This is a genomic window from Caulobacter sp. GW822-FHT07D08, from assembly GCF_058798735.1.
The window spans coordinates 444796-470760 of the sequence record NZ_JBXAKU010000003.1 but is presented as its reverse complement, the minus strand read 5'-3'; the positions used below and the strand labels follow the sequence as shown (position 1 = coordinate 470760).

At 66.7% G+C, this 25965-nt stretch carries 26 protein-coding genes; 21 read left to right on the top strand and 5 right to left on the bottom strand.

Features of this window, described 5'->3' with window-relative positions:
- Position 1 precedes the first annotated feature (1 nt).
- Complete coding sequence (locus AC1RJ9_RS08750; protein ID WP_017500488.1) at positions 2-721, bottom strand: DUF6602 domain-containing protein; 720 nt, start codon at positions 719-721, stop codon at positions 2-4.
- Positions 718-1473 (bottom strand): nucleotidyltransferase domain-containing protein, encoded by a 756-nt coding sequence (locus AC1RJ9_RS08745; protein WP_026109030.1) that lies wholly within the window; start codon positions 1471-1473, stop codon positions 718-720. The genes AC1RJ9_RS08750 and AC1RJ9_RS08745 overlap by 4 nt, the downstream gene beginning before the upstream one ends.
- 751 nt (positions 1474-2224) lie before the next feature.
- Here AC1RJ9_RS08745 and AC1RJ9_RS08740 point away from each other — a divergent pair.
- From AC1RJ9_RS08740 to AC1RJ9_RS08675, 14 genes are all read left to right on the top strand, one after another.
- Complete coding sequence (locus tag AC1RJ9_RS08740) at positions 2225-4354, top strand: ParB/RepB/Spo0J family partition protein (protein WP_043090875.1); 2130 nt, start codon at positions 2225-2227, stop codon at positions 4352-4354.
- A gap of 179 nt (positions 4355-4533) precedes the next feature.
- A complete protein-coding gene (locus tag AC1RJ9_RS08735) occupies positions 4534-5013 on the top strand; it encodes an SRPBCC family protein (protein WP_017502723.1) in 480 nt (159 codons plus the stop codon).
- A 38-nt stretch (positions 5014-5051) separates the two neighbouring features.
- The gene (locus AC1RJ9_RS08730) at positions 5052-5183 is read left to right on the top strand and encodes a magnesium transporter (RefSeq protein WP_017502722.1); all 132 of its coding nucleotides are present in this window, start codon (positions 5052-5054) and stop codon (positions 5181-5183) included.
- A 321-nt stretch (positions 5184-5504) separates the two neighbouring features.
- Positions 5505-5804: a DUF736 domain-containing protein gene (locus tag AC1RJ9_RS08725; RefSeq protein WP_017502721.1), complete on the top strand. Its 300-nt coding sequence runs from the start codon at positions 5505-5507 to the stop codon at positions 5802-5804.
- A gap of 411 nt (positions 5805-6215) precedes the next feature.
- Positions 6216-7061 carry a DUF932 domain-containing protein gene (locus AC1RJ9_RS08720; protein WP_017502719.1) on the top strand — a complete coding sequence of 282 codons (846 nt, stop codon included), beginning with the start codon at positions 6216-6218 and terminating at the stop codon, positions 7059-7061.
- 245 nt (positions 7062-7306) lie between these two features.
- Complete coding sequence (locus AC1RJ9_RS08715) at positions 7307-7558, top strand: helix-turn-helix domain-containing protein (RefSeq protein ID WP_017502718.1); 252 nt, start codon at positions 7307-7309, stop codon at positions 7556-7558.
- 561 nt (positions 7559-8119) lie between these two features.
- The gene (locus tag AC1RJ9_RS08710; RefSeq protein WP_017502716.1) at positions 8120-8896 is read left to right on the top strand and encodes a DUF2285 domain-containing protein; all 777 of its coding nucleotides are present in this window, start codon (positions 8120-8122) and stop codon (positions 8894-8896) included.
- A 120-nt stretch (positions 8897-9016) separates the two neighbouring features.
- Entirely contained in the window at positions 9017-9283 is a 267-nt protein-coding gene (locus AC1RJ9_RS08705; protein ID WP_017502715.1) for a helix-turn-helix transcriptional regulator, read from the top strand.
- Between the two features lie 6 nt (positions 9284-9289).
- Positions 9290-10183 carry a replication initiator protein A gene (locus AC1RJ9_RS08700; protein ID WP_017502714.1) on the top strand — a complete coding sequence of 298 codons (894 nt, stop codon included), beginning with the start codon at positions 9290-9292 and terminating at the stop codon, positions 10181-10183.
- 271 nt (positions 10184-10454) lie between these two features.
- The gene (locus AC1RJ9_RS08695) at positions 10455-10976 is read left to right on the top strand and encodes a DUF2840 domain-containing protein (protein WP_017502713.1); all 522 of its coding nucleotides are present in this window, start codon (positions 10455-10457) and stop codon (positions 10974-10976) included.
- A complete protein-coding gene (locus tag AC1RJ9_RS08690; protein WP_017502712.1) occupies positions 10973-11551 on the top strand; it encodes a S26 family signal peptidase in 579 nt (192 codons plus the stop codon). The genes AC1RJ9_RS08695 and AC1RJ9_RS08690 overlap by 4 nt, the downstream gene beginning before the upstream one ends.
- Positions 11532-11864, top strand: a complete 333-nt coding sequence (locus tag AC1RJ9_RS08685) for a DUF736 domain-containing protein (RefSeq protein ID WP_017502711.1) — start codon at positions 11532-11534, stop codon at positions 11862-11864. The genes AC1RJ9_RS08690 and AC1RJ9_RS08685 overlap by 20 nt, the downstream gene beginning before the upstream one ends.
- Before the next feature lie 177 nt (positions 11865-12041).
- Complete coding sequence (locus tag AC1RJ9_RS08680) at positions 12042-12770, top strand: lytic transglycosylase domain-containing protein (protein ID WP_017502710.1); 729 nt, start codon at positions 12042-12044, stop codon at positions 12768-12770.
- 196 nt (positions 12771-12966) lie between these two features.
- Positions 12967-14760, top strand: coding sequence for a relaxase/mobilization nuclease domain-containing protein (locus AC1RJ9_RS08675; RefSeq protein ID WP_017502709.1), 1794 nt, complete (start codon positions 12967-12969; stop codon positions 14758-14760).
- Between the two features lie 48 nt (positions 14761-14808).
- On the opposite strand, the gene AC1RJ9_RS08670 is transcribed toward AC1RJ9_RS08675, so the two are convergent.
- Genes AC1RJ9_RS08670 through AC1RJ9_RS08660 form a run of 3 tightly spaced genes read right to left on the bottom strand, consistent with a single transcriptional unit; the run spans position 14809 to position 18338 of the window.
- Positions 14809-15306, bottom strand: a complete 498-nt coding sequence (locus tag AC1RJ9_RS08670; RefSeq protein ID WP_017502708.1) for a PIN domain-containing protein — start codon at positions 15304-15306, stop codon at positions 14809-14811.
- Positions 15307-15309: 3 nt separating this feature from the next.
- Positions 15310-17817 (bottom strand): HsdM family class I SAM-dependent methyltransferase, encoded by a 2508-nt coding sequence (locus AC1RJ9_RS08665; protein WP_017502707.1) that lies wholly within the window; start codon positions 17815-17817, stop codon positions 15310-15312.
- The gene (locus tag AC1RJ9_RS08660; protein WP_017502706.1) at positions 17814-18338 is read right to left on the bottom strand and encodes a MerR family transcriptional regulator; all 525 of its coding nucleotides are present in this window, start codon (positions 18336-18338) and stop codon (positions 17814-17816) included. The genes AC1RJ9_RS08665 and AC1RJ9_RS08660 overlap by 4 nt, the downstream gene beginning before the upstream one ends.
- Before the next feature lie 241 nt (positions 18339-18579).
- On the opposite strand from AC1RJ9_RS08660, the gene AC1RJ9_RS08655 reads away from it, so the two are divergent.
- The 7 genes from AC1RJ9_RS08655 to trbJ all read left to right on the top strand — a co-directional run bounded on the left by AC1RJ9_RS08655 (position 18580) and on the right by trbJ (position 25962).
- Positions 18580-20610, top strand: a complete 2031-nt coding sequence (locus tag AC1RJ9_RS08655; protein ID WP_017502705.1) for a conjugal transfer protein TraG — start codon at positions 18580-18582, stop codon at positions 20608-20610.
- A gap of 41 nt (positions 20611-20651) precedes the next feature.
- Positions 20652-21026: a CopG family transcriptional regulator gene (locus AC1RJ9_RS08650; protein WP_492837601.1), complete on the top strand. Its 375-nt coding sequence runs from the start codon at positions 20652-20654 to the stop codon at positions 21024-21026.
- Positions 21027-21214: 188 nt separating this feature from the next.
- Entirely contained in the window at positions 21215-22153 is a 939-nt protein-coding gene (trbB, locus tag AC1RJ9_RS08645; RefSeq protein ID WP_208598036.1) for a P-type conjugative transfer ATPase TrbB, read from the top strand.
- 32 nt (positions 22154-22185) lie between these two features.
- Positions 22186-22485, top strand: coding sequence for a TrbC/VirB2 family type IV secretion system protein (locus AC1RJ9_RS08640; RefSeq protein ID WP_238571291.1), 300 nt, complete (start codon positions 22186-22188; stop codon positions 22483-22485).
- Positions 22482-22763, top strand: a complete 282-nt coding sequence (locus tag AC1RJ9_RS08635) for a VirB3 family type IV secretion system protein (RefSeq protein ID WP_017503596.1) — start codon at positions 22482-22484, stop codon at positions 22761-22763. Before AC1RJ9_RS08640 ends, AC1RJ9_RS08635 begins: the two co-directional genes overlap by 4 nt.
- On the top strand, positions 22760-25249 hold the full coding sequence (trbE, locus tag AC1RJ9_RS08630; RefSeq protein WP_026109713.1) for a conjugal transfer protein TrbE: 2490 nt from the start codon (positions 22760-22762) through the stop codon (positions 25247-25249). Before AC1RJ9_RS08635 ends, trbE begins: the two co-directional genes overlap by 4 nt.
- Positions 25246-25962 carry a P-type conjugative transfer protein TrbJ gene (gene trbJ, locus AC1RJ9_RS08625; protein ID WP_017503598.1) on the top strand — a complete coding sequence of 239 codons (717 nt, stop codon included), beginning with the start codon at positions 25246-25248 and terminating at the stop codon, positions 25960-25962. Before trbE ends, trbJ begins: the two co-directional genes overlap by 4 nt.
- Positions 25963-25965: the final 3 nt, after the last annotated feature.

Sequence of the window (25965 nt, the reverse complement as noted above, 5' to 3'; positions counted from 1 at the left end):
GTCAGTCGAGCCAAGCGGCATAAGCGCCCACGTCGATCATCGGGACGGTCGCGCTCGCCTGAAGGCGGGAGATGAGGTCGAGCAGGAACCGCGTCGCCGCTCGCACGCCGACCTGCGCCTGCGAGCAACCGTCCGTGTCGCAGCCGAACACTCCGTGCGCTGCGACGCATCCGATATCGAGGCGGTGCTGCCCATCGAGCGCTGCGAGCGCATCGGTCAGCGGCTGGCCGAGCGGTGGATTCCATTCGCTCTCGAACGTGAGCAGTCCGCCGATAATGGCCGGCAATGGTCGCGGATCGTAGATGCCGCCCGCGTGCGGTATCGGCAGGCTCGTCCGATGGAGTGCGCGAACGCTGGCCACCTTGTCCGCCGCATAGGCGACATGCTGCGCATTGATCGCCTGCTTGGTCTCGAACACAGCATAGACGCTCTCTGCCGGTACGATGAACTGATCTTTGAAATTGAAGATAAAGGGCGAATATTGGCGATCGAAGATGACGATATCGATCTGGTGGCTGAAGGCGCCCTTGCTGTCGACCACATGTGCGCCGGCAGCGCGATACCGTTCGGGCAAATAGCCCTGCAATAGCTCCAGCCACACAGCTTCGCTGGCGTCACCCTTCGTTCCGCCGTGACCGAAGCTGCCGCGCGCGATGCCCAGCTTCGCTTCGATCTCGTCGTGCAGGCTTTGCAGCAAAGTTTTGAGGGACCATTCGGTCATTGCACGAAGCCGCTCCAATTGCCGCCCAGCGCAGCTTCCGCCAACCGCCGCACCGCTTGCTTCTCCGTGCCGGTGAGATCATCCGATATGACATTGTTTCCATTGGCGGGATCGATCACCCGTGCTGCAGTGAACTTGTCCCTGAGATACTCCAGCACCGTCACGACATTCTCCGCCAAGTCAGGCGATGTCCTCCCGCTCAAGGCTGCGATCACGGTCAGCTCAAGATAGAAAGATGGGAATTCGAGCCGCTTCTGGTTGCGCCACAGTTTCAGGAGCCGCGACTCGCGCTGATGGCCCGCCATGACGACGGTGTTGATATGTGTCGTCACATTTGTCTTCGTCCAGGTATCGGCCGTGCGCCGGTAGAGGCTGTGATCCGTCGTCCAGGCGGACTGCCGCTTGCCGGGGACGAGATCGACATCGAAGCCGCCGATCGTCGCGTTGATCGACGCATTCTGCCGCTTTGGCACATAGCCGGCGCCTGCAATGGCGTTGAAGAGCGAGCCGTAAATATCCTTCAAAGTCTCGGGCGTGTCTTCGTGCAGCGAAATGAAAAGGTCGATGTCAGTGCCGCTTCGGTTGGCCGTGCCTTTGGCAAACGAGCCGCTCGGAGAAATCGACAGTAAGAAACGGTTTGCCCATTGCTGAAGCACAGGCGCGATTATTGTCTGGACCTGCCGAACAGGTGAGAACGCGCTGGTATCAACGGCCTCCCTAGCCAGAATCGCGTTTAAGTAGGCGCTGCTCATCACATATGCCTAGCGCTGCAATCTTTCTCCCGGAAGCACCGATGCAACGGCAAGAATAGGTATGGCGTCGCTTGACGGGGTCCGTCGCGGCCAATCGGCTGCAATCCCATGACGCGGGCCGCGTGCTCCTCGATTTTTCCGCCAGGATCGACTACATGGAGCCCGTATCCCCCGGTGGTCCCTGCTTTGCATACCGCCGGGGCACTTTATTTCTAGCCACAGCCTGAAGCCTTCGCAACGCGCTTCCAGCGTGCGGATCGTGCTGTTTCCGTCTTCATCCCAAACGGTTTGAGGGGGAAAGCCTTCCCCTACCGTCGAGTCCCTGACAGGTCTCGCCGGACCCCTTCGAGCGGGGACACCCCGCAACGCCCCAGATAGCACGCGGGGATCTAGGGAGCGCACACTGGCGGCTGAAGCCGCGCAGGGGTCGCGCGTTTTTATCTGCCCGCGTTTGCACACTTGCTCTGGCCGGAGGGCGCGGCGACGGCTGGCCCCCAGGCCCGCGCGCACGCCGCCGCGCCGGCCGTCCGCCGCAAGGGTGCGTCGTTTGTGGCGCCGCGAGCGGCGCGGAGCTTGGGACTCCGCCCCTGGCGCACTTCGGAACGTCTTCCGCCCAGCTTCCTCCGCTTCGCTCCGTGCAGCCGGTTCCCCGCGAAGCCGTCCCTCCGTTTGCACCCCCGGTCTCGCCGACGGGCAGGGTTTCAGCGCGGCGCTTCCGCTGCGCGGAAACCTAAGCCCAAGGAGTAAGGAAATGACCAATACCATCGAAACCGTGGCGACCGAGCAGAGCGCGCAAGACGGTCAGACCGTGTTCGTCCCCCTGAACAAGCTCAAGAAGTCCCCGAAGAACGTCCGCAAGGTGCCGCATACCGACGAGTTCATTGCAGCGCTCGCCGCGTCCGTCGCGGCCAAGGGGCTTTATCAGAACCTCGTCGTCGAGCCGGAGGTGAAGAACGGCAAGCCGACCGGCTGCTATCTCGTCACCGCTGGCGAAGGGCGCAGGCTCGCCTATCTGCTGCGCGCCAAGCGCAAGGAGATCAGGAAGAACCACCTTGTCCGCTGCTGGCTCGACACCGAGAACGATCCGGCCGAGGTGAGCTTGGATGAGAACTACAATCGGGAGCAGCTTCATCCGGCCGATCAGTTCGAGCGCTTCCACGAGCTTTCCCGCGACAAGGGATGGGGCGCGGAGGAAATCGGCGCGCGGTTCGGCGTGTCGCCCGAGATCGTCAAGCGGCGGCTGCGGCTCGGCGCGGTCAGCCCGAAGCTGATGGACGTCTATCGGCAGGACGGGTTGACGCTCGACCAGTTGGCGGCGTTCGTCATCACCGACGACCATGCCCGTCAGGAGCAGGTTTTCGATAACCTGTCGTGGAACAAGGAGCCGTGGATCATCCGGCGCGACCTCACCGCGAGCAACGTGCCCGCGAGCGACCGGCGGGCCGTGTTCATCGGCGCCGATGCCTACGCCGAGGCCGGGGGCAATGTCATTCGCGACCTGTTCACCGAGGATGACGGCGGTTTCTTCGAGGATGCGGGCTTGCTCGACACGCTTGCCGTGGAGCGGTTGCGCGAGATCGCCGGGGAGATATTGGCCGAGGGCTGGAAATGGGCCGAGGCGAGTATCGACTATCCGCACGGTCATGGGATGCGGCGCTACTATCCGCAACCTGTTGGCCTGTCCGACGAGGACGAGGCGCGGCTGTCCGAGGCGGCGGCGGCACACGACGCCCTGATCGAAGGCTATGACTCCTACGAGGACATGCCCGAGGACGTGGCGGTGAAGGCGCAGGCGTTGAGCAACGAGATCGACGCGATCAGCGCCAAGCGCTCGGCCTACGATCCCGCCATCATCGAGCGTGGCGGCGTGTTCGTCTCCCTCGGCTCCAATGGCGAGGTGAAGATCGAGCGCGGCTATGTCCGCGCCGAGGACGAGCCGCAGCCCGAGGTTGCCACCGAGGACGAGGGCGATGACATCGCGGAGGACGGCGAAGCCGTGGAGGACGACGAGGACGCCGACGAGGAAGAAGAGGTGGACGAGGCCGACGCGGGCAAGCCCATTTCGGACAGCCTCGTTCGTGACCTCACGGCCCACCGGACGCTCGGCCTCCGTCTCGCGTTGGGCGCGCAGCCCGACATGGCGATGGTGGCCCTCACCCACGCGCTGGTGCTGGACCTGTTCTATCATGGGTTCGGCAAGTCCTGCCTCGCCATCACCGCCAAGAGCGAAGACATCGCCAGCCATGCCGAGGGCATCGCGGACAGCGGCGCGGGCGAAGCGCTCGCGGCGCGGCACGATCAATGGGGCGCGCAGCTTCCCGACGATACGGCGGACCTGTGGCCGTTTCTCGCGGCGCTGGACGGCGACAGCCGCACCGAGCTTCTGGCGCATTGCGTGTCGCTCACCGTCAATGCGGTGAAGGTGCCTTGGGAGCGTTCCACCGCCCGCATCGAGGCGGCGGACGGACTGGCCAAGGCCGTTGACCTCGACATGACCGCGACGTGGACCGCGACCGCCCGCAGCTATTTCGGGCGCGTCACCAAGGCCCATATCGGGCAGGCCGTCAGCGAGGCCGTTTCGGTCGAGGCAGCCGAGCGCATCCTGCCGATGAAGAAGGCGGACATGGCCGACGCGGCGGAGCAGCTTGTCGCCGGGACGGGCTGGCTTCCCGTCCTGTTGCGCGCGCCGGAGGGTGAACCCGAGGCGGTGGAGGCGGAGGATTTCGCAGCGGACGCGCAGCCGTCCGAAGCGGAGGCCCCCGACACCGAAGCGCAGGACGGCGCGGACGCCGTGGCGCAGCCGACCGGGATCGAGGCGGACGCCATCGCGCCGGAACCGGAGGACGAGGGTCAGCCGCATTATGCGGTTGCGGCCGAATAGGTGACGGGCCGGGACCGCGCGAGCGGTTCCGGCCTTTCCCTTCGTGAAGGCCGGATAATTCGCGGCCGCGCTCTTGTCCGGGCGCGGCCGCTCTGGCGTTCAGGAAAAATGCGCTCGCCGGGCGTGGCCCGGCTCGCGATGCGTTGGCGGCTGGCCCCGCTTCCCGCTAATCATCCGGCATGGCGATAGCATCGGACAGCGCGCGAATCGACACGGCCTCACGCACGATCCTGGCTCCGCCGCGCGACATCTTCCGGGCCATGACCGACGCCGAATCGGTGGCGTCCTGGCGGCCGCCAAAGGGGATGCACGCGCGCATCGAGTCGTTCGACGCACGCGCTGGCGGCGGCTATCGCATGGCCTTCATCTATGACGATCCCGCGCCCGGCGTGGTCGGAAAGTCCTCCGAACGGGAGGACCGCTTCGCCGGCCAGTTCGTCGAGCTGCTCCCCTACGAGCGCATCGTGGAAGATGTGGTGTTCGCTTCCGACGATCCTGCCTTCGCCGGAACGATGCGGGTGACGACGACGCTGACGCCCGTTGCCGATGGCACCCGCGTCACCATCCTCTGCGCGAACGTGCCGCCGGGTATCAGCGCCGACGACCACCAGGCCGGAATGGCATCGACGCTGCGCAACCTCGCCGCCTTCATCGAATAGCGCTGGCCGAATGGGCCAGTCCGACGGTGGCTGATCGGATGCTCCAGACGCGCTTGGGCTTCGATCCGGCGAGCGCGACCGCGCCGTTCGTCGCCACGCTGGTCGATGTCACCGGGATCGTCATTTATTACTGCGTCGTCCTGCTCATTCTCCAAAGCACGCTTCTCTGATGTGATCGGTTCGCCTTGGCGCGACATGAGGTGGCGTCAGGGATGCCGCAACGTCGTCTTCCCCGCATCTGCTCTCGGCACGCCGCCACACGGCCTCTGAAAAGGCTTGTCTGGCCGAGGTCCGCCTGCCTCCCCGCAACGGCGTCGCACGGCTTTTTTCCGCCGCCGGCCCTGCCGGCTTTGCATCGCGAAGCAAAAAAGCCGTCCGCCACCGCCAGCCACTTCGTTCCGCCCTTCGGGTGCAGGTCAGTCGTCCCCCGTCCGGTCGACAGCCATCGAGGCCGCAATGGCGTGGTCCCGAGGCAAGAAAGGACTGACGATATGATCCGCGGCATCTTCACCACCACCAATCGCGGCTACACCGGCGAAATCCGCTTCTTCGGCACGCGCGAGCAGGTCGAGCTTCGCCCGATCGACGGCAAGGACAATGACAAGGCTCCCGACTTCCGCATCGTGGCGGCCGACGACGAGCGCATCGAGTTCGGCGCCGCCTGGAAGAAGACCAGCAAGGAGCAGCGCGATTACGTCTCGTTCAAGCTGACCCTTCCCGGCGGCACGCCGGTCTATCTCCGGCTGTTCGAGAACGAGACCACTGGCGACTACGAGCTGGTGTCCGACTGATCCCACCGGCGCCCCGCCACACGGCGGGGCGCACCTTCTCCAGCCTCCGAAAAAGCGACCGGGGGCCATGCGTGATCGTATAGCCCGGCCGGCTTCCGGCGGATGGCGCTGAGAACCTCGCAGTCGACGGCTGCCGCCGTTCATTCCTCGGCGCGACGTTGCGCGCTCGCGCCCCCGAACGCCGCGAGCCGCAGGCCCGTCATGCGTCGCCGGGGCGGCGCGGTTGCTTGGGGCTCTGCCCCCAGCGCCCTTCGGAGCGGCTTCCGCCCAGCTTCCTCCACGCTTCGCGTTCCGTGCAGCCGGTTCCCCGCGAAGCCGCCCACTCCGGTTGCACCCCCGGTCTCGCCGACGGGCAGGGTTTCAGCGCGGCGCTCCGCTGCGCGGAAACCCAAGCCCACGGAAGGAAAGACCATGAGCATCCACCACCTCGCCACCCGGTTCGGCCGCAACGCCCATCAGATCAGCGGGCGCGAGCCGCTCGACAACGAGGCGCTCTATCGCCACGTCCCATCCATCTTCGCCAACGAGGCGCACGACAGCCGTTCGGAGCGCTATGTCTATGTCCCGACCATCGACATCGTGGAGGGGCTGCGCCGAGAGGGATGGTTCCCGTTCTTCGCCGTCCAGTCGGTCCCGCGTGACGGCAGCCGCCACGGCCACGCCAAGCATATGCTGCGGCTGCGCCGGGACGGAGGCATCGGCAAGCCCGAGGCCGCCGAGGTCATCATCGTCAACAGCCATGACGGGACTAGCGCCTATCAGATGTTCGCCGGGATGCTGCGGTTTGTCTGCACCAACAGCATGATCGCGGGCGAGCGGTTCGAGGAAGTCCGCGTGCCGCATAAGGGCAATATCCAGCACGACATCATCGAAGGCGTTTACACCGTGGCGGAGGACTTCCCCCGGCTGATCGACGCCAGCGAGACGATGAAGGAGGTTCGGCTTTCCGAAGATGAGCAGCGCTTGCTTGGCGAGGTCAGCCTTGTCGCCCGCTATGGCGATGATGAAAGCCCGCTTACCCCCGAGCAGATCATCGAGCCGCGCCGTCACGAGGATCGGGACAGCAGCCTGTGGACCACCTTCAACGTGATACAGGAGAACATCATTCGGGGCGGGCTGCATGGCAGCAAGCGCAATGCCGAAGGCCATATCCGTCGCAGCCGTTCGCGACCGATCAACGGCATCGACCAGAATGTGACGCTCAACCGCGCGCTCTGGACGCTGGCCGAAGGGATGCAACGCCTCAAGACAGGTTGACGCCCATTGCCGCAGGGCTGGACCGTCCGGCCCTGCGGCTTCGCTTCCTGTCGCCGGCATAACGCCGCCGACTCGGATGCCCGTATCGGCAGCGGCCGCGCGGCCCGATGGTCCGCGCGGCCGCTGGAAAAGGCGCGCTCGCCGGACGTTCGCTCGGCTCGCGTTTGTCGGTTCCCCTTATACCAAGGCGACTATAATAGTCGTTTTCATGGCGCATAGGCCCGGCCTCGTGAACGTGATCGCGTATGATCACTTCCCGCCAGGTGCGGGCCGCTCGCGCGCTTCTCAATTGGACCCAGGAGATGCTTGCCGACGAGGCCCTTGTTGCGTTGACTGCGCTCAAACGTCTCGAATCCGAGAATAACCTGCCCGTGCGCGAAGATACCCGCCATCAGGTGGTCAAGGCGCTGGAGGACGCAGGCATCGTCTTCCTTGATTCGGAACGCGGCGAAGGCGTCATGCTGGTGCGCGGCGCGGCAGAGAAATCGAGGAAGTAATGGGCGTCGATGTTCGCTTTATTATGCTCTCAGCATCGTGCCGCCATAGCGAAGACAGTGTAATTGCTTCGGTCCATTATGGTGTATAGCCTGCCAATCTGCGGGCGCAGGGAGCAATTGCTGAAAGCGAAGCGAGGCAATGGCCATAACTGCTTTCGAGGACAGCGCGCCTGATGCGCCGCACGTCACCGAGTATGACGAACGCCATCACCGCACCTACTGGCGACTGTTAGACGCGGCAGCGGAAAAAGCCGATTGGCGCGAGGCCGTGCGGATCATTTTCGGGATTGACCCGGAGAGGGAACCCGAACGCGCCCAGTTGGTCTACGACTCCCATCTTGCGCGCGCGAGATGGATGTCTGAGACCGGATATCGCCATTATCTACGTCCATCTGGCTCATAACGACCATTCTGTCAGCATCGCAAAAGCGCAGAAATCAGGCCAAATCGCTGACTTGAATCGGCTATGCGCCCACCCATTCGGCAGGGCTTCTCCATGCCCCCGCGACTGAGAAAATCTTCCAACGCGCTCCGCAGAGGGCCATGCTTGGGAGGGTCTCGATGCCGCCTGAGAAGGACTGGCGCGCGCCCCCGGACGAGGCCGGGGACGACGCGCTGCAATATTCGGATATCGCCATCGGCTATCTCAGCCGCAACGTGCGCTATCGCTCCGACTACCGCCGTGCGCTCGGCCGCGTGAAACGCGGCACGATCTCCGCCGACAATGCGACCGCCAACCTCGTGCAGCGCTGGGGCATCAGCTACCACGCCGCCCCCGGCTCGGCCTTCGACCGCAAGCTGGCGGTCGCGCGCCCAGACCTGTCGCCGGCCAGCATCGTCCTCGCGCCCGCGCTTGCCGGAATCGGCGCGCAACCTCTCGACATGCGAGCGCTCGGCGACGTTCGCGCGCGGATCAGGATGGGCGACTTCCTTCATATCATCCTCGCCGATCCCGATGGCGACGAGCATCTTTGCATGTGCGGTCCGTGTCACGGACCGATGGCCGTGATGCTGCCGATCGGACCTAACCCCTTCGCACGCCTCGCGTCGGTCGAGCGCCTGTGCCGCCGCCTCAACGGCATGGCGGCCGGCCCGCCAGCGTGGCGCCCGCCGCCCTTCCGGCGCCTGCACCTCGTCACCTTGCTGCAAGTGCTCGACGGCCACCAGGCAGGCGCCACTCAACGCGAGCTGGCCGCCTCGCTGATCCATCGCAGGGTCCGCCGCTACAGCGCCGCCGAATGGGTTGAAAGCAAGGAGCGCAAGCGCGTCCGCCGCTGGCTGGCCGAAGCCGTCGAGCTGCGGGACGGCGGCTATCTCCGCCTGCTGCGCGGCGGCTGACAGGGGACATTGCCGCTCCCCTCGGCGCTGTCCCTTCTCCGCGCCGGGGTCATTTCGCCAGGATCACCTCCTGTCCGCCGGACCCCTTTTTCGGGGCCGGCCATCATCAGGAGGATCATCATGGCCGAGCCTGTCGCCGCCACAACGCCACGCTATCTCAAGACGCCCGACGCGGCGATCCATCTCGGTCTCTCGGCCCGCACGCTGGAGAAGCACCGCTGCTACGGCACCGGCCCGGTGTTCCGCAGGCTCGGCGGCCGGATCGTCTATGCGATCGACGACCTCGACTCCTGGGCCGCGCTCGGCACCCGCCGCTCGACCTCCGATCCGGGCAACGGCGTCGTCTATCCCGCCAAGCGCCTCCCCACCGATTGCGTGCGCCGCTGAGCGCCGATGCCCACTGCACGCTCCCTCTCCGGCCGGTCCAGCGCCGAGCGCACGCAGCTTGAGCTGTTCCGCTCGGTCCCCGGCGACCTTGCGGCCCGCGACGCGCAGGACTTGATGGCCTGGCCGTTCTTCAGCCTCGCCAAATCCCGCCGCACCGCGCCCATCGACTTCCGCATGGGCGCGACGTGGATCTCGGTCGAGGCCGTGCCCGAGCATGGCATGGCGACTATTTGGGACGCCGACGTGCTGATATGGGCGGCGAGCCAGCTCATCGAGGCGCGCGACGCCGGACGGCCGACCTCGCGCCTTATGGTGACGACGCCGCACGAGATACTGGCGTTCACCCGGCGCGGCACCGGCAAGGCGAGCTACGAGCGGCTGAAGGCCGCGCTCGACCGCCTGCAATCCACCACCGTCGCCACCTCGATCCGGCAGCAGCACCAGCGCCGCCGCCATCGTTTCTCGTGGATCAACGAATGGCGCGAGCTGGCGGACGGCAACGGCCGTGCGCTCGGGATCGAGCTGATCCTGCCCGATTGGTTCTATGCCGGCGTGCTCGACCGCGCGCTCGTGCTGACCATCGACCGCGCCTATTTCGACCTGACGGGCGGCCTCGAACGCTGGCTCTACCGCATCGTGCGCAAGCATGGCGGACGGCAGAGCGGCGGCTGGAGCTTCGACGTTCCGCACCTTTACCTCAAATCCGGCGTGCTCTCGCCGCTGCGCCGGTTCGCGTTCGAGCTGCGCGCCATCGTCGCGCGCCAGCCGCTCCCCGGCTACGTCCTCACGCTCGAACATGCGCTCGGCCGCGACCGGCTGAACTTCGCTCCCGTCCCCGTCGATCCGTTCGACGCCGCCATGCGCCGCGTCGGCCTCAAGCCTGTGGAGAACTGGCCATGAGGTTCGGACTATCGGGAACAGCCGGATTCGGACGATCAAGAACGCCGGACACGGACTTTCGAGAACGCGCGGGCCTCGCAAACCCGCAGAAATCCTCGCGGAATCGCACCACTTCTAACGGTGCTAATAGAAAAGAATCCTTCGGATTCTTGCTAACGGCGCGCGCGGCTGTGGACAGCGCGGCCTTGCTCGCCGGCTCGACGCTCGCGCAGCGGCCAGGTCGCCGCCCTCGCACCGCCCCCGTCGCGAGCCTCATCCCCGGAGACCTCCCATGATCGACGATCAGCCCCCCGCCGTGCGCGGCGGCGGCGCGTTCAGCGCGCTCGCCCGCGACGGCCTCACCCATGTCGAGCTGACCTGGATCGAGAAGAAGCTGGAGCACTGGATACGCTTCGGCCGCGTCGCCCAGGACCGCATCCTGACCCGCCGAACCCGCGTGGTCGGCTTCCGACCGGGCGCCGTCTTCGCCTTCGTCCGCTGGGCGTCGAACGACTTCGGCACGATCGTCTCGCGCATCGACGTGGTGCGCGCGGTCGCGGCCAACGAAGCCTACACGACGTTGCCGTTCGTGCGGCCGGGCGGGGACATCCTGCTCAAGATCGAAGGCTGGCCCAAGGTCCAACAAGTGCTCGCGGCGATCGACGCGGTGGAGGCGGCCGGCGTCGATCCCTGCGACGCGGCGGCCGACCATTGGCGCCACGTCCACAACCGCATCGCCGTCGGCCAGCCGTCGCGCCTCTACACGATCGAGCGCCATCACGCCTGGCTCAAGCGCCGGGAGATCGAGGGATGACACGCCGCCGCTACGTCATGGCGACGGCCATCGCCGCATCCGCCTTCGCCGCGGCGTTCGTCGCTATCGCCGTCGCCAATCCGCTCCCGCGCGCCATCTGGAACGCCAGCGCCAGCGCGCCCATCGGCCTCTACCGCATCCATCCCGACCGCGATCCCGCCATCGGCGCGCTGGTCGCCGTCGCGCCGCCCGAACGGCTGGCGCATTGGCTTTCGACGCGCGGCTATCTGCCCGAGGGTGTGCCGCTCTTGAAGCATGTCGCGGCTAAAGCCGGGCAGCGGACATGCCGGATCGGCGATGCGGTGAGCGTCGATGGCCGGCGCGTCGCCATCGCCCGCGCGCGTGATGGCCAGGGCCGTCCGCTTCCGGTCTGGCAGGGGTGCCGCACGCTGCGATCGGGCGAGCTGCTGCTGCTCAATCCCGCCCATCCCGACAGTCTGGACGGCCGCTACTTCGGCCCGCTGCCGGCTTCCGCCGTCATCGGACGCGCGACGCCGCTCTATCTGCGCGCGCCGTCCCCATCGCCTTCCACCCCCGAAGCCAAGGAGATCGGCCATGCAAACCAATATCTTTGAATCCACCGCCGACGGCTATGCCGGCCGCGTCCGACTATTCGGTATCAACGAGGCGATCGTGCTTGTCGCGCTCGATCCGAGCGACGCCGAAAATGCGCCCGACTACCGCGTCCACCTCGACGACGAGGATGGCCCCGAGGTCGGCGGCGCGTGGAAACGGGTCGGCGAACGTGCCGGCGACTATATCGCGTTGGAGATCGACAGCCCGCTGTTCCCGGCGGCGTTCCGGCCGGTGCTGTTCCGTGCCGATGATGATGGACGGACGTTCAGGCTGTCGTGGAAACGCCCCCGGCCCCGCGACGATCGGAGCTGATCAGTGCCTTCCCCGATCATCCCTCTGTTCGCGGAAAGACCGCCTCATCCCTCCGTCCCGCTCGGTCGCAGGCCGGCCGGCGCGCGCAGCGAAGGTCAAGGGCGGCCCTCGGCCGGCGCTTCGCGCGCACCCTTTACCGGAGCGAGCACGCTGGCAGGCTGGCGGCGGAGCCGGGGCGTGTCGGCCGCCTTGCTCGCGGTCCTGCTGCTGCTCGCACCGAGCGCTGCGCCCGTCGCCGCGCGGGCGCAGGACGCGCCCGCCGAGAGAGCGGCCGCGCGCCATCCCTATGCCGCCCATGTCGCCGACGCAGCAGGGCGCTTCGGAATCCCCGAACGCTGGATATGGGCGGTCATGCGCGTCGAGAGCAACGGCGATGTCCGCGCCGTTTCGTCGGCCGGAGCGATGGGCCTGATGCAGATCATGCCCGCGACATGGGCCAGCCTGCGCGCACGCTATGGGCTTGGGGCTGACCCCTACGACGTGCGCGACAACATCATGGCGGGCGCGGCCTATCTGCGCGCGATGCACGACCGCTACGGCAACGCGACGGCGATGCTGGCAGCCTATAACGCGGGGCCGGGCCGCTACGACGAATATCTGTCGCGCGGTCGTCCGCTGCCCGTCGAGACCCGCGCCTATCTCGCAAAGCTGGCGTCGATCACCGGTGGTTCGGACGACACTCGGCTTGCCGCCGCGCCGCTGCCCGATCCCTTCGCTTGGCGCCGCGCTGCGCTGTTCGCGGTGCGGCCGGGCGCGGTTTCGCCTGCGCCGCGATCCGCCGATCGCACGGTATCCCAGGTGCCGCCGGAAGGGCCGGCCGACGACCGCGCCGGGCTTGTCATGGCCGATGCCGCGTCTCCCTCCAACGGCCTGTTCGTCCCGCTTTCCGGGCGGCCTCCGCCGTGAGCGGCTTTCGCGCGCTCTGGCGGGTTTCGGCGCAGGCTTTCGCAGCGCCGGAAGGGAGCAGGGCTGTCTTTCTGAAGGGGGAAGGTCGAGGGCAAGATAAAGGGCGGCAATGTGCGGAGCCCCTGCGCCTCGGTTGTGGCCTTGATTCTCAAGGCTTTCGGGCATTGCTGCGCAATGTGTGCGGAAATCCCGCACTGTGCGGCGCTGGCTGGAAACCAGCAGCGCGCAGGGTTTGCCGCACATTGCGGCCTGTCCCGGCATGAGCCGCGACGACGATTTCCGCCTCCGGCCAGGCCGTATCCGCTCGCGCGGTAGCCAGCGGGCGCTGCCGATCATCGTCCAAGCGCTCGCCGCCGCGCAGCGGGCCGGCGGCCATGTCTCGCGCCGCGGCCAGATCGTCGCGCCGGGCCGCTCGACCTTCGGTCGGGGCCGCGTGGCGAGCGTCCGCGCGACCCATCGGCTCGGCCACCGATCGCGCCAGGTCATCGTCAAGGCGCGCGTGGTCCGGCATGGCGGCCGCGCCTCGCTCGCGGCTCATCTCAACTACCTGCAACGCGATGGCGTCACCCGCGACGGCGAGCGGGGCGTGCTGTTCGGCGCCGACGCAGACGGCCTCGACCGCAACGAGTTCGCCGCCCGCTGCGAGGACGACCGGCATCATTTCCGGTTCATCGTCTCGCCCGAGGATGCCGAGCAGATGCGCGACCTCAAGGGTTTCACCCGCGAGCTGATGACCCGCATGGAAAAGGATCTCGGCACCCGCCTGGACTGGCGGGCCGTCGAGCACTGGAACACCGACAATCCCCACATCCACATCATAGTGCGGGGCGTCGGCGAGGACGGGCAGAACCTCATCATCTCGCGCGACTATATCCGCGAAGGGATGCGGGCGCAGGCGCGCGAGATCGTCACCCAAGAACTCGGCCCGCGCACCGACCTTGAAATCCGGCAATCGCTGGAGCGGCAGATCGAAGCCGAGCGCTGGACCGAGATCGACCGCGACCTGTCGCGGACCATGCAGCGCAACGGCCTGATCGACATGGCGCCCGAGCCCAGCGTCCGGCCGGACGGCGACCATGTGCTGAGGATGGGACGGCTGCGCAAGCTGGAGCGGCTCGGCCTCGCCAGCGAGATCGCGCCCGGCCAGTGGACGTTGGCCGGCGATGCCCAGGCGGCGCTGCGCGAACTCGGCGAGCGCGACGACATCATCAAGCGAATGCACAAGGCGATGAGCGACCGCGGCATCGACCGGGGCGCCGGCAGCTATGTCCTCGACGCCGATCCCGCTCAGCCCGTTATCGGCCGGCTGGTCGATCGCGGCCTGCATGACGAGCTGACCGGCAAAGCCTATGCGATCGTGGACGGGATCGACGGCCGCACCCACCATGTCCAGCTTCCCGACATCGAGGCGACCGGCGATTGCCGGCCCGGCGCGATCGTCGAGCTGCGCCGCTTCGAGGACCGGAAAGGCCGGCAGCGGGTGGCGCTGGCCGTGCGCTCCGACATGGACCTTGAGGCGCAGGTCCGCGCGCCGGGTGCGACCTGGCTCGACCGGCGCAACCTGTCAGGCGACGGCCATGATCTCGGCGGCGGGTTCGGGACCGAAGTGCGCGCCGCGATGGAGGCCCGCGCCGAGCATCTCGCCGACGAGGGGCTCGCGCGGCGGCAGGGACAGCGGATCATCTTCGCGCGCAACCTGCTCGACACGCTCCGCCGCCGCGAGCTGGACGCGGCCGCCAAGGACTTGTCGGCCGAGATCGGCCAGCCGCACGCGCCGTCCAAGGCCGGGGAGTATGTCGCGGGCACGGTGCGCCAGCGGATCACGCTCGCCTCGGGGCGCTTCGCCATGATCGACAATGGCCTGAGCTTCCAGCTCGTGCCCTGGTCGCCCTCGCTCGACCGCCAGATCGGCAAGCACATCTCCGGCGTCATGCGTACGGGCGGCGGGGTAGATTGGTCGTTCGGGCGCGGCCGAGGGCTGGGCCTTTAGCGGAAGGGTTTGGGGCCGAGAGCGAGCTGAAGCAAAAGAAGGAGTCGCTCAGACGAGAAGAACGCGAAGGTCCGGAACCACCGGCGCAATCACTTGAGTGAAATCCCGGTCGGAGGTGACGACGACATAGTTTCGTTCAAGCGCTTGTGCCGCAATCCAGAGATCATTCTCATCGATCTGCAGAAGCTGGCCGCTCACACGATCGGTCCAGGCCTCGACCCAGCGTGGAATACGGCGCCTGATGTCGATCCGCGCCAGCGCGACGCTCGATTTAACGGTCGCGAAGGCATCTGCCGTGTGCCGTGTGACTTCGGCCAACGGGTGTGCCTCGGTGCTGACGAGGCACGCTTCAATGTGCGTGAGCGGCTGGCTTGCGGCGCGCGCGAGCGCTAACCCGAACCTGAGCTCGCCGACCGTTACTACCGATACGAGCTGCGCGGCTTGCGCCGGTAAGTCGGCGACTGCCTGGCGGACGGCGATATGATTGGGCCTCCGCGCGTCATAGAGCACGGACACAAGGTTCGTATCGAGCAGATAGGTGTCCATCCGCTACTGGACGTAGCGCCTGAGCCGCTCAACCTCGTGCTCCGGTGCCGGCGTGAAGACTTCGAGCGCCCAGGCGCCAGTGTTTTCGCGTAGCAGCGGGCCGACATATTCGTGCAGCGGGAGGTAGGCGGTAAAGTCCTCTGGGAACCAGCCCTTGAAGGTATGTGCGACACGCCGTTCAGCTTCATGTCCACGAAACGCTTCGAGCAATCGTCGCTCCAGACGAGGAGGCAGATCGAAGGCCTTCAAGAGCTGCGCGTCGATATCGATCAGCAACCCTTCCAACCGCTCGTCGATCTCGGGCGTGCGTAGCGCATGGGCTGCGGCGGCGCCAAGCGCGTCGCGGTAGCGCCACACTGCGGCGACCACGTCACCAAGCGCGCCCCGCTTTGGCAACGGCAGCTGCTTCATAACAACATTGGTGAGATGCTGGTTCGAGGCCCGCTCGAGGACGAAGGCGCTCGCCAGCGGGCTGTTGATCAGCGCTTCGATCGCTTCCACTGGCAGGTCTGATGTGGTCGGCCAGATGCCAAAGAACGCCTGCGACGGCACGAGCCCGCTCGCGTCTAGCGCGCCATCCAGCCGCCAGGGGCCACGCGACCGGCGCGCCACGTTGACCAGTATTTTGGGTTTGTCCCAGGCGCGCGTGAGTGGACCGAACCGATATGCGGATTCCTCGCGCATATCGACGAAGCCGGTCGTGGTGATACTAAATTGAAGAAGCGAGTCCGCGGGCTTGAAAATTCCTCTGGCAAAGCCCTCCCGAGGAACTGCGCTCCAGCCGGCAGACTGGCTGATCCACTGAAGGCCGCGATGAACTTCGGCTTGACCACCAAGCACGGGATAGTCCGCCAGATATTCCCAGACCTCGTCGAGCGCACCAATCCAAAGGTCCCCCGAACATACCAGCTTGGTGCGGCGGCGCTCGGTGGTGACCTTACCCGTCATGAGAAAATCCGGACGGCCTCGGTCGGTGACTTCGACGGAGCGCAACTGGCTCGGAAGATTCTTCGCATCAGCGTCGCGCTGGCCGGTGGCGATGATCACGGCCGCCTCCAGCCCGGCACGCTGAAAGATGCGGTCAGGAAGCGATGTCAGCTCGATCCGGTCATATGTGTCAGCGAGCAGCTGGCGCAGTTCGCCATATTGCTTCTGGCGGAGAAAGCCTTGCGGCAAAACGAAACCCAGCGCTTGGGGCTTGGCTTCGATGAGCGTCCGCAGCACCGCCATCGGCTTCGAGAACGACTTTGCCGCCATCTCGGGATAGCGCTGGCGCTCTTCGCTGTCGAAGTCCTCCCAGGGTGGGTTGCACAGGACGATGCGCTTGCCAGCGGCATCTGCTCGAAGCGCGTCTTTCTCGAACAAGTCCTTGGATGCGATTTTCCAGCCATTTGCGTTGGGGTAATCAGCAAGGATCAGCGATAGCGTCGCGACTTCACAGGCGAAGCTGTCGAGTTCCGCACCGCTGATCCGCTTGACGAGAAAAGCGTGCCGCTCCTCGCCGGTGAGCGTATCGGGAAGCTGATCGCGCAGGTGCCGCAGTGCCGCGACGAGGAACATACCCGCGCCAGCGAACGGCTCGTAGATCGTTATGTCCTCAAGATCGAAGCGGCCGAGATCGAGTTGGCCAACGACATATTCAGCCACTTGTCTGGGGGTAGAGTGCGTGCCGAAGCGTTTGCGCGTGTCAGCCGTCACCAGCGTGTTTTCGTAAACGAATGCCAAACTGTCCGACGAAATGTTCCGGAAGGTGATGGCGCCGCGAAGCGTCGTCCATGCAGTCTCCACGGCCGACGACGGAAGGGCATCGACCGCGGGCCGCAGCATATGATCGAGATGATAATAGGTCTCGATGCCGGCGAGCACATCGCGCACCGGCGCATGGGTCCATGATGTCGCGTCAGGATGCTGGCGATCGATCAGGATTTTGGCGGCAAGGAGCCTGAAGGTGGTGCGGAAAACCGCTTCTTCGCGTTGCGGATCGTCGATCCCGGACAGCAGTTGGGCAATGACTTCGCCGAGCAGCCGATCGAGCTTCACTTCGATCTCATGTTCGATCGCCGGCATCAGTCCCAGATCGACGAAGTCGAGCTGATAGGCCGTCTGGGTCTGGGCCAGCGACTTGGCGCGGTGAACCGCGTGTGGGTTCCAATTGTCGGCATTGCGCTCGAACAGCGCGTCCAGCTGGTCGAGCGGAACCCGTTCGCTCAGACGTGGCTTGCCTTCCGCGCCGACCCGCCAGACCCCGACATCTTCAGGGCTGATCGAGAACAAGATCGGCGCACCGAGCGCCCGGCGGCGTAGCACGGCGTCCGCATCGTGCGTGCCGGTAATCACGCCAAAGGCGGCCGAGCGATAGGATTCGGGAACTTGTGTGAACGCGGCAAGTGCGACGCACTGTTCCTCGCCCGCCTCCGACAGCACATCGGCGAAGCTATAGTCGTGGATGAGCGATTCCGGTCGATAGCCGATCGCACGCAGTCCCGCTTCGATTCTGGCGAGCGCGGTCACGCCGCGTCACCTTCGGCAGTGCGCAGCATGATGCCGCCCTCTGCGTCAGCCGGCGCTTCGCTTCGGCGCAATCCCACCGCCGGAAAGAGAGGGAGTTGCGCGATCGGCTCGGAGACGCCGAAGCCCTGCGACAGCGCCTCAAGATGGGCGTTGAGCCGAAGCAGGATTGCATCCTGGTCGGCCGGCAACGGATCGCTACCACCGAGCAGCGCACAGCTATCGAGTCCAAAGATAACGAGCCGGTGGTTCCACAGGCCCGGAAAGGACCGGCCGTTCAATAGCTCGCGTGCGCGAAGCAGCAGGTCGCGATGGACTTGGAGTTCGACATGGAACCGGCTGCGCATAACGACGGCGAGCCGGAGCAACAGCACTGTCTGCCAGCCGAATTGAGCCTGCTGACCCTGGCGTGATGCCGGGACGTCCGGATGAATGAGCCTGCGCCGCACGGTCCATTCGCGCAGCTGATCAGCCGAAAGCCCGGTCAGCTTCAGGACATCCCGCGATCCGATTAGACGCACCATTTTTCTCCGGTTCGGGTATGATGCCCGAACTTGGATCGGGTATCATACCCATTCTGGTTGGTAAAGCACCTTGTTCTCGATCTGTCCGCTCTGATAGCGCGCGACATACGGGACCGTTCAATCGATCACCGTCGAAAACATAGCAGACTAAACTACGCTACTCCCTGTATTTCTACGCTAGACTTCCCTCAACAATAACAGTGACTTGATTTGATGTCCGGTACGCATCGACCTCGGTGCCATGTCGGCAACCAAAATCCTTTGGGGTCAGGTCTTCACGGTCTTCCTGATCGTGCTCGCAGCCATTTGGGCCGCGACGCAATGGACGGCCGCAGCGCTCGCCTATCAGCCCCAGCTTGGGGCGCCCTGGTTCATGCTCGGCGACTGGCCGATCTATCCGCCGCCGGCCTTCTTCTGGTGGTGGTTTTCGTTTGACGCCTACGCGCCGGAGATATTCCAGACCGGCGCGTTCATCGCTGTGTCGGGCGGGTTCGCCGCGATCGTCGTCGCCATCGGCATGTCGGTCTGGCGTGCGCGCGAGCTGAAGAACGCCGAGACCTATGGCTCGGCGCGCTGGGCGACGCGCGGGGAGATCGCCGCCGCTGGGCTGCTGGGCGACAGCGGCGTCATGCTCGGTCGGCTCGGGCGCGACTACCTGCGCCACGACGGCCCCGAGCATGTGCTGTGCTTCGCGCCGACCCGGAGCGGCAAGGGCGTCGGCCTGGTCGTGCCGACGCTGCTCACCTGGCCGGGCTCGGCGATCGTGCATGACATCAAGGGCGAGAATTGGCAGCTCACCGCCGGCTTTCGCGCCCGGCACGCGCGGGTGCTGCTGTTCGATCCGACCAACGGCGCGTCGGCCGCCTACAACCCCCTGCTCGAAATCCGCAAGGGCGCCTGGGAAGTGCGCGACGTGCAGAACGTCGCCGACGTGCTGGTGGACCCGGAAGGTTCGCTGGAGAAGCGCAACCACTGGGAGAAGACCTCCCATGCCCTACTGGTCGGCACGATCCTCCATGTCCTCTACGCCGAGGCCGACAAGACGCTGGCGGGCGTCGCCGCCTTCCTGTCCGATCCCCGCCGCCCGATCGAGAGCACGCTATGGGCGATGATGACGACGCCGCATTTGGGGGAGGCCGGCGTCCATCCCGTCGTCGCCTCGGCCGCGCGCGAGCTGCTCAACAAATCGGCCAACGAGCGATCGGGCGTGCTCTCGACCGCCATGTCGTTCCTCGGCCTCTATCGCGATCCCGTCGTCGCGCAGGTCACGCGCACCTGCGAATGGCGCATCAAGGATCTGGTCGAGGGCGAGCTGCCGGTCACGCTCTACCTCGTCGTGCCGCCCAGCGACATCTCACGCACCAAGCCGCTCATTCGCCTCATCCTCAACCAGATCGGGCGCCGGCTCACTGAGGACCTGAAGGCGCGGCAATCGCGCCACCGGCTGCTGTTGATGCTCGACGAGTTTCCGGCGCTCGGCCGACTCGACTTCTTCGAGAGCGCGCTGGCGTTCATGGCCGGCTACGGCATCCAGAGCTTCCTCATCGCCCAGAGCCTCAACCAGATCGAGAAGGCTTACGGGCCGAACAACGCGATCCTCGACAATTGCCATGTGCGCGTGAGCTTCGCCACCAACGACGAGCGCACCGCCAAGCGCATCTCGGACGCGCTCGGCACCGCGACCGAGATGCGGGCGATGAAGAACTACGCCGGCCACCGGCTTTCGCCCTGGCTCGGGCATTTGATGGTGTCGCGCTCTGAGACCGCCCGCCAACTCCTCACCCCCGGCGAGATCATGCAGCTACCGCCCGACGACGAGATCGTCATGGTCGCGGGCATCCCGCCGATCCGGGCAAAGAAGGCCCGCTACTTCAAGGACCGGCGGTTCACGCAGCGGGTGATGTCGCCGCCTGACATGAATGTCGGAGGCGGCCCGCCGCGCCCCGACGACTGGAGCGGCCTGGCGCCGATCGAGGCGCCGCCGATGCCCGAGCCGATCGAGCATGAATCGCCCAAGAAGCCGATGAAGAAAAAGGCCGCCAAGAAGGCGGGTGCTGAGGACGATGCCGCGAACGGGGACCTGCGCCGCGAGCCGGCGCTGGAGCCCCACATCGACATCGCGCCGACGCCCCGGCCCGCGCCCGCCAACGAGTTCGAGCTGGACGAGCCGGACCCCGATAGCGATGCGGCGCGGCAGGCGACGGTGCGCCGCCAGATGCAGCGCGTGGCCCGGCAGGCGTCGCTCGATCCCGAGGACGGCATCGAGCTATGAGCACCAAGACGCCGCTGTCGGTCTATCTTGACCCCGAGCTGATGCGCGCGCTCGCCGCCTATGCCGACCGCAGGGACAAGTCCCGGTCGCTGATCGCCGAGGCGGCCATCGCATCCTTCCTGTCGCCCGACGCCGACGAGCAGCGCGAGGCCGCCATCGCCAAGCGTCTCGACAAGCTGGACCGCCGCATCACCCGGCTGGAGCGCGACACGGGGATCGGTGTCGAGATGATCGCGCTGTTCGTGCGCTTCTGGCTGTCGAACACTCCGCCGCCGCCCGAGAGCGAGCGGGCCGCGATGCGTCGCCAGGGCGGCGACCGCTACGACGCCTTCATGGATGCGCTCGGCCGCCGACTCGCGAAGGGTTCGAAGGTCAGGCAAGAAATTGGCGAGGACTTTCCGCTCCAAGAAGAATGAGCTGACTACGCCAGTTCTTGTATCTCTACGCCAGACTACGACGACCACATTTACTTATTGAAGCACGGTCTTTTCTGCCTCTCTTGATGTGCCCCTGACGCCGGGCGGCGGCTCGCCCGGCCCTCATCAGGGGCTTTTTTTTGACCGTCCATCCGATCCGTTCCGAGGCGAAGACACGCGGCGCGCGGATGCTGCGCACGGCGCTCGGCCCGTCGATCGCGGCCTGGCTCGACGATGCCGCCGTCATCGAGGTGATGCTGAACCCGGACGGCCGGCTGTGGGTCGATCGGCTCGGCGAAGGCATCAGCGACACCGGCATGAAGCTGGCCGCCGCGGACGGCGAGCGCATCGTTCGCTTGGTCGCGCACCATGTCGGCGTCGAGGTTCATGCCCGGTCCCCGCGCGTCTCGGCCGAGCTGCCCGAAGGAGGGGAGCGGTTCGAGGGGTTGCTGCCCCCCGTCGTCGTCGCGCCCGCCTTCGCGATCCGCAAGCCCGCCGTCGCCGTCTTCACGCTCGATGAATACGCGGCGGCCGGGATCATGTCGCCGGCCGAGGCCGCGGCGCTGCGTGATGGCGTCGCCGCCCGCGCCAACATCCTCGTGGCAGGCGGGACCGGCAGCGGCAAGACCACGCTGGTCAATGCGCTCCTGGCCGAAGTCGCCAAGACCACCGACCGCATCGTCCTGATCGAAGACACGCGCGAGCTTCAGTGCGCCGCGCCGAACCTCGTCGCCATGCGGACCAAGGATGGCGTCGTCACGCTGTCCGATCTCGTGCGGTCCAGCCTGCGGCTGCGCCCCGACCGCATCCCCATCGGCGAGGTGCGCGGCGCCGAGGCGCTCGACCTCCTCAAAGCCTGGGGCACTGGCCACCCCGGCGGCATCGGCACCATCCACGCCGGGACCGCGCTCGGGGCGCTGCGCCGCATGGAGCAGCTCATTCAGGAGGCCGTCGTCACGGTTCCCCGCGCGCTGCTCGCCGAGACCATCGACCTGATCGCCGTGCTGGTTCGCGACGGGCACGGTCGCCGCCTCGCCGAGCTGGCTCGCGTCGAGGGGATCGACGCCGAGACCGGCGATTACCGCCTGACCCCCCTCGCACCCCCCAACCTCGGAGACGCACCATGATCCATGCCCTTCGGCATGGCGCACGCCGCGCCATGCTCGCCGCCACCGCCAGCGTCATCGCGCTCACCATCTCGGCGCCCGCCCACGCGGGCGGGTCGTCGATGCCGTGGGAAGCCCCGCTGCAATCCATCCTCGAAAGCATCGAGGGGCCGGTCGCGAAGATCATCGCGGTCATCATCATCATCGTGACCGGCCTCACCTTGGCCTTCGGCGACACCTCGGGCGGCTTTCGCCGGCTGATCCAGATCGTCTTCGGCCTGTCGATCGCCTTCGCCGCGTCGAGCTTCTTTTTGTCGTTCTTCTCGTTCGGCGGCGGGGCGCTGATCGCATGACGGGCGCGGCCGATCCCGTCGAGCCGATCGCCGGCTTCTATGCGCCGGTCCATCGGGCGCTGACCGAGCCGATCCTGCTCGGCGGCGCCCCGCGCTCGCTCGCCATCGTCAACGGCACGCTCGCCGGCGCGATCGGCCTCGGCCTTCGCCTCTGGATCGCCGGGCTGGCGATTTGGGCAATCGGTCATGCGTTGTCGGTTTGGGCCGCGCGCCGTGATCCGCAGTTCGTGGACGTGGCCCGGCGGCACCTCCGCTATCCGGCGTGGATGCGGCCATGATGGGCCTGCGCGAATACAGGAATCGCGCCGCCCACCTGGCCGACTTCCTGCCCTGGGCCGCGCTGGTCGGCGAGGGCGTCGTTCTCAACAAGGACGGCAGCTTTCAGCGCACGGCGCGTTTCCGTGGCCCCGATCTCGACAGCGCCACACCCGCCGAGCTGGTCGCCACCACCGCGCGGCTCAACAACGCGCTCCGGCGTCTCGGCTCGGGCTGGGCGATCTTTGTCGAGGCGCAGCGCAGTCCCGCGCTCGACTACCCCGATTCCGATTTTCCCGATTCGGTCTCGGCGCTCGTGGACATGGAGCGCCGCGAACAGTTCCGCGAGGAAGGCGCGCATTTCGAGAGCGCCTATTATCTCACCCTGCTGTGGATGCCGCCGGCCGAGGAAGCGGCGCGCGCGGAAGGGTGGCTCTACGAGGGCCGGTCCACCAGCGGCGTCGATCCGTGGGAACTGCTCAAGGGCTTCGCCGACCGCAGCGACCGCGTTCTCAATCTGGTCGAGGGCTTCGTGCCCGAGGTCCGCTGGCTCGATGACGGCGAGACGCTGACCTACCTGCACAGCACCACCTCAACCCGCCGCCAGCGCGTGCGCGTGCCGGAAACTCCGATGCACCTCGACGCGCTACTCGCCGACGAGCCGCTGACCGGCGGGCTCGAACCGAAGCTCGGCGAGCACCATCTGCGCACGCTCACCATCGTCGGCTTCCCGAGCGTGACCTTCCCCGGCCTGCTCGACGAGCTGAACCGGCTCGCCTTCGAGTATCGCTGGTCCACCCGCGCGCTGATGCTCGACAAGACCGACGCGACCAAGCTGCTGACCAGGATCAGGCGGCAATGGTTCGCCAAGCGCAAATCGGTCGCGGCCATCCTCAAGGAAGTCATGACCAACGAGGCGTCCACGCTGCTCGACAGCGACGCCTCGAACAAGGCCGCCGACGCCGACACCGCCTTGCAAGAGCTGGGCTCCGACTATGCCGGCATGGCCTATGTCACCGCGACGGTGACGGTGTGGGACGGCGATCCCGCCATTGCGGCCGAGAAGCTGCGGCTGGTCGAGAAGGTCATCCAGGGCCGCGACTTCACCGTGATCCCCGAGGGGATGAACGCGATCGAGGCATGGCTGGGGAGCCTGCCCGGCCACACCTACGCCAACGTCCGGCAACCGCCGATCTCCACCATCAATCTCGCCCATCTGATCCCCCTGTCAGCAGTATGGGCGGGGCCGGAACGGGACGAGCACTTCGGACAACCCCCCTTGCTCTATGGCAGGACCGAAGGCTCGACCCCGTTCCGGTTTTCCCTTCACCCCGATGGCAGCGATGTCGGCCACACGCTGATCGTCGGCCCGACCGGCGCGGGCAAGTCGGTGCTGCTCGCGCTAATGGCGATGCAGTTCCGCCGCTACGAGAACGCCCAGGTCTTCGCGTTCGACTTCGGTGGCTCGATCCGCGCCGCCACGCTGGCGGCGGGCGGAGACTGGCAGGATCTCGGGCTGTCCGACGACGGCGACGGCAGCGTCCAGCTACAGCCGCTCGCCCGTATCGACGATCCGGCCGAGCGCGCATGGGCGGCCGAATGGCTGGCGGCGATCCTCGCCAGCGAAGGCGTCCCCGTCGATCCGCAGGCCAAGGAGCATCTGTGGTCGGCGCTCGGCTCCCTTGCCAGTGCGCCCGTGCCGGAACGCACGCTGACCGGGCTCGCGGTTCTGCTCCAGAGCCAGCAGCTCAAGCAGGCGCTCGCCCCCTATTGCCTTGGTGGACCGTGGGGCCGGCTGCTCGATGCCGAGGTCGAACGGCTCGGCGAAGCGTCGGTGCAGGCGTTCGAGACGGAGGGCCTGGTTGGCGGCGGATCAGCCGCCTCCGTCCTGTCCTACCTGTTCCACCGGATCGAAGGCCGGCTGGACGGCTCGCCGACGCTCATCATCATCGACGAGGGCTGGCTGGTTCTCGACACCCCCGACTTCGCAGCCCAGCTCCGCGAATGGCTTAAGACCTTGCGGAAGAAGAACGCCAGCGTCGTTTTCGCCACGCAGAGCCTGGCCGACATCGAAACCTCTAACATCGCGCCGGCCATCATCGAGAGCTGCCCGACGCGCATCTTCCTGCCGAACGAGCGCGCCGCCGAGCCGCAGATCGCCGCCATCTACGAACGGTTCGGCCTCAACGCTCGCCAGATCGAAATCCTCAGCCGGGCCACGCCCAAGCGCGACTATTACTGCCAGTCGCGGCGCGGCAACCGGCTGTTCGAGCTGGGGCTAGGCGAGGTCGCGTTGGCCTTCGCCGCCGCGTCTTCCAAGACCGATCAGCTCCGCATCGCCGAACTGGTCGAGACCCACGGCCGCGAGCGCTTCGCCGCCGAATGGCTGCGCCATCGCGGCCTGGCCTGGGCGGTCGATCTTCTTCCCGAACCCCAACTCGATCCGCTGGCCGGTCGCCGGGAAGATGCCGGCCAGCTCCCCCTTGCCTTGAAGGACACGACCCCATGAAACCCAATATCCTGCGCCGCGCCATGCTGGCCGGCGCCATCGCCACATCGAGCATGATCGGCATCACCGCCGCCACGCCGGCGCACGCTCAGTTCGGCGGGATCGTCTATGACCCGACCAATTATGCGCAGAACGTGCTGACGGCCGCGCGGTCGCTCCAGCAGGTCAACAACCAGATTCAGCAAATCCAGCAGCAGGCGACCAGTCTCGTCAACGAGGCGCGCAACCTGGCTTCGCTGCCGTTCAGCTCGCTCCAGCAGTTGCAGCAGCAGGTGCAGCGCACCCAGCAGCTTCTCGGCGAGGCGCAGCGCATCGCTTATGACGTGCAGAACGTCCAGCAGGTGTTCAACGGCCGCTACAAGGGCGCGGCGCTCACCGGCACCCACGCGCAGATGGTCGCCAACGCCAATGCCCGCTGGGAGGATAGCGTCGGCGCCTTTCAGGATGCCTTGCAGGTGCAGGCCGGCGTCGTCGGCAACATCGAAGGCGCCCGCACGACGATGTACAGCCTGGTCTCGGCCAGCCAGTCGGCGACCGGCGCGCTCCAGGCGACGCAGGCGGGCAACGAGCTCCTCGCGCTGCAATCGCAGCAGCTCGCCGACCTCACCGCCGCGGTCGCGGCGCAGGGCCGGGCGCAGGCGCTGCAATCCGCCCGCCAGGCGGCCGAGGAGGCCGAAGGGCGCGAGCGGTTCCGCCGCTTCATGGGCAACTGAGAC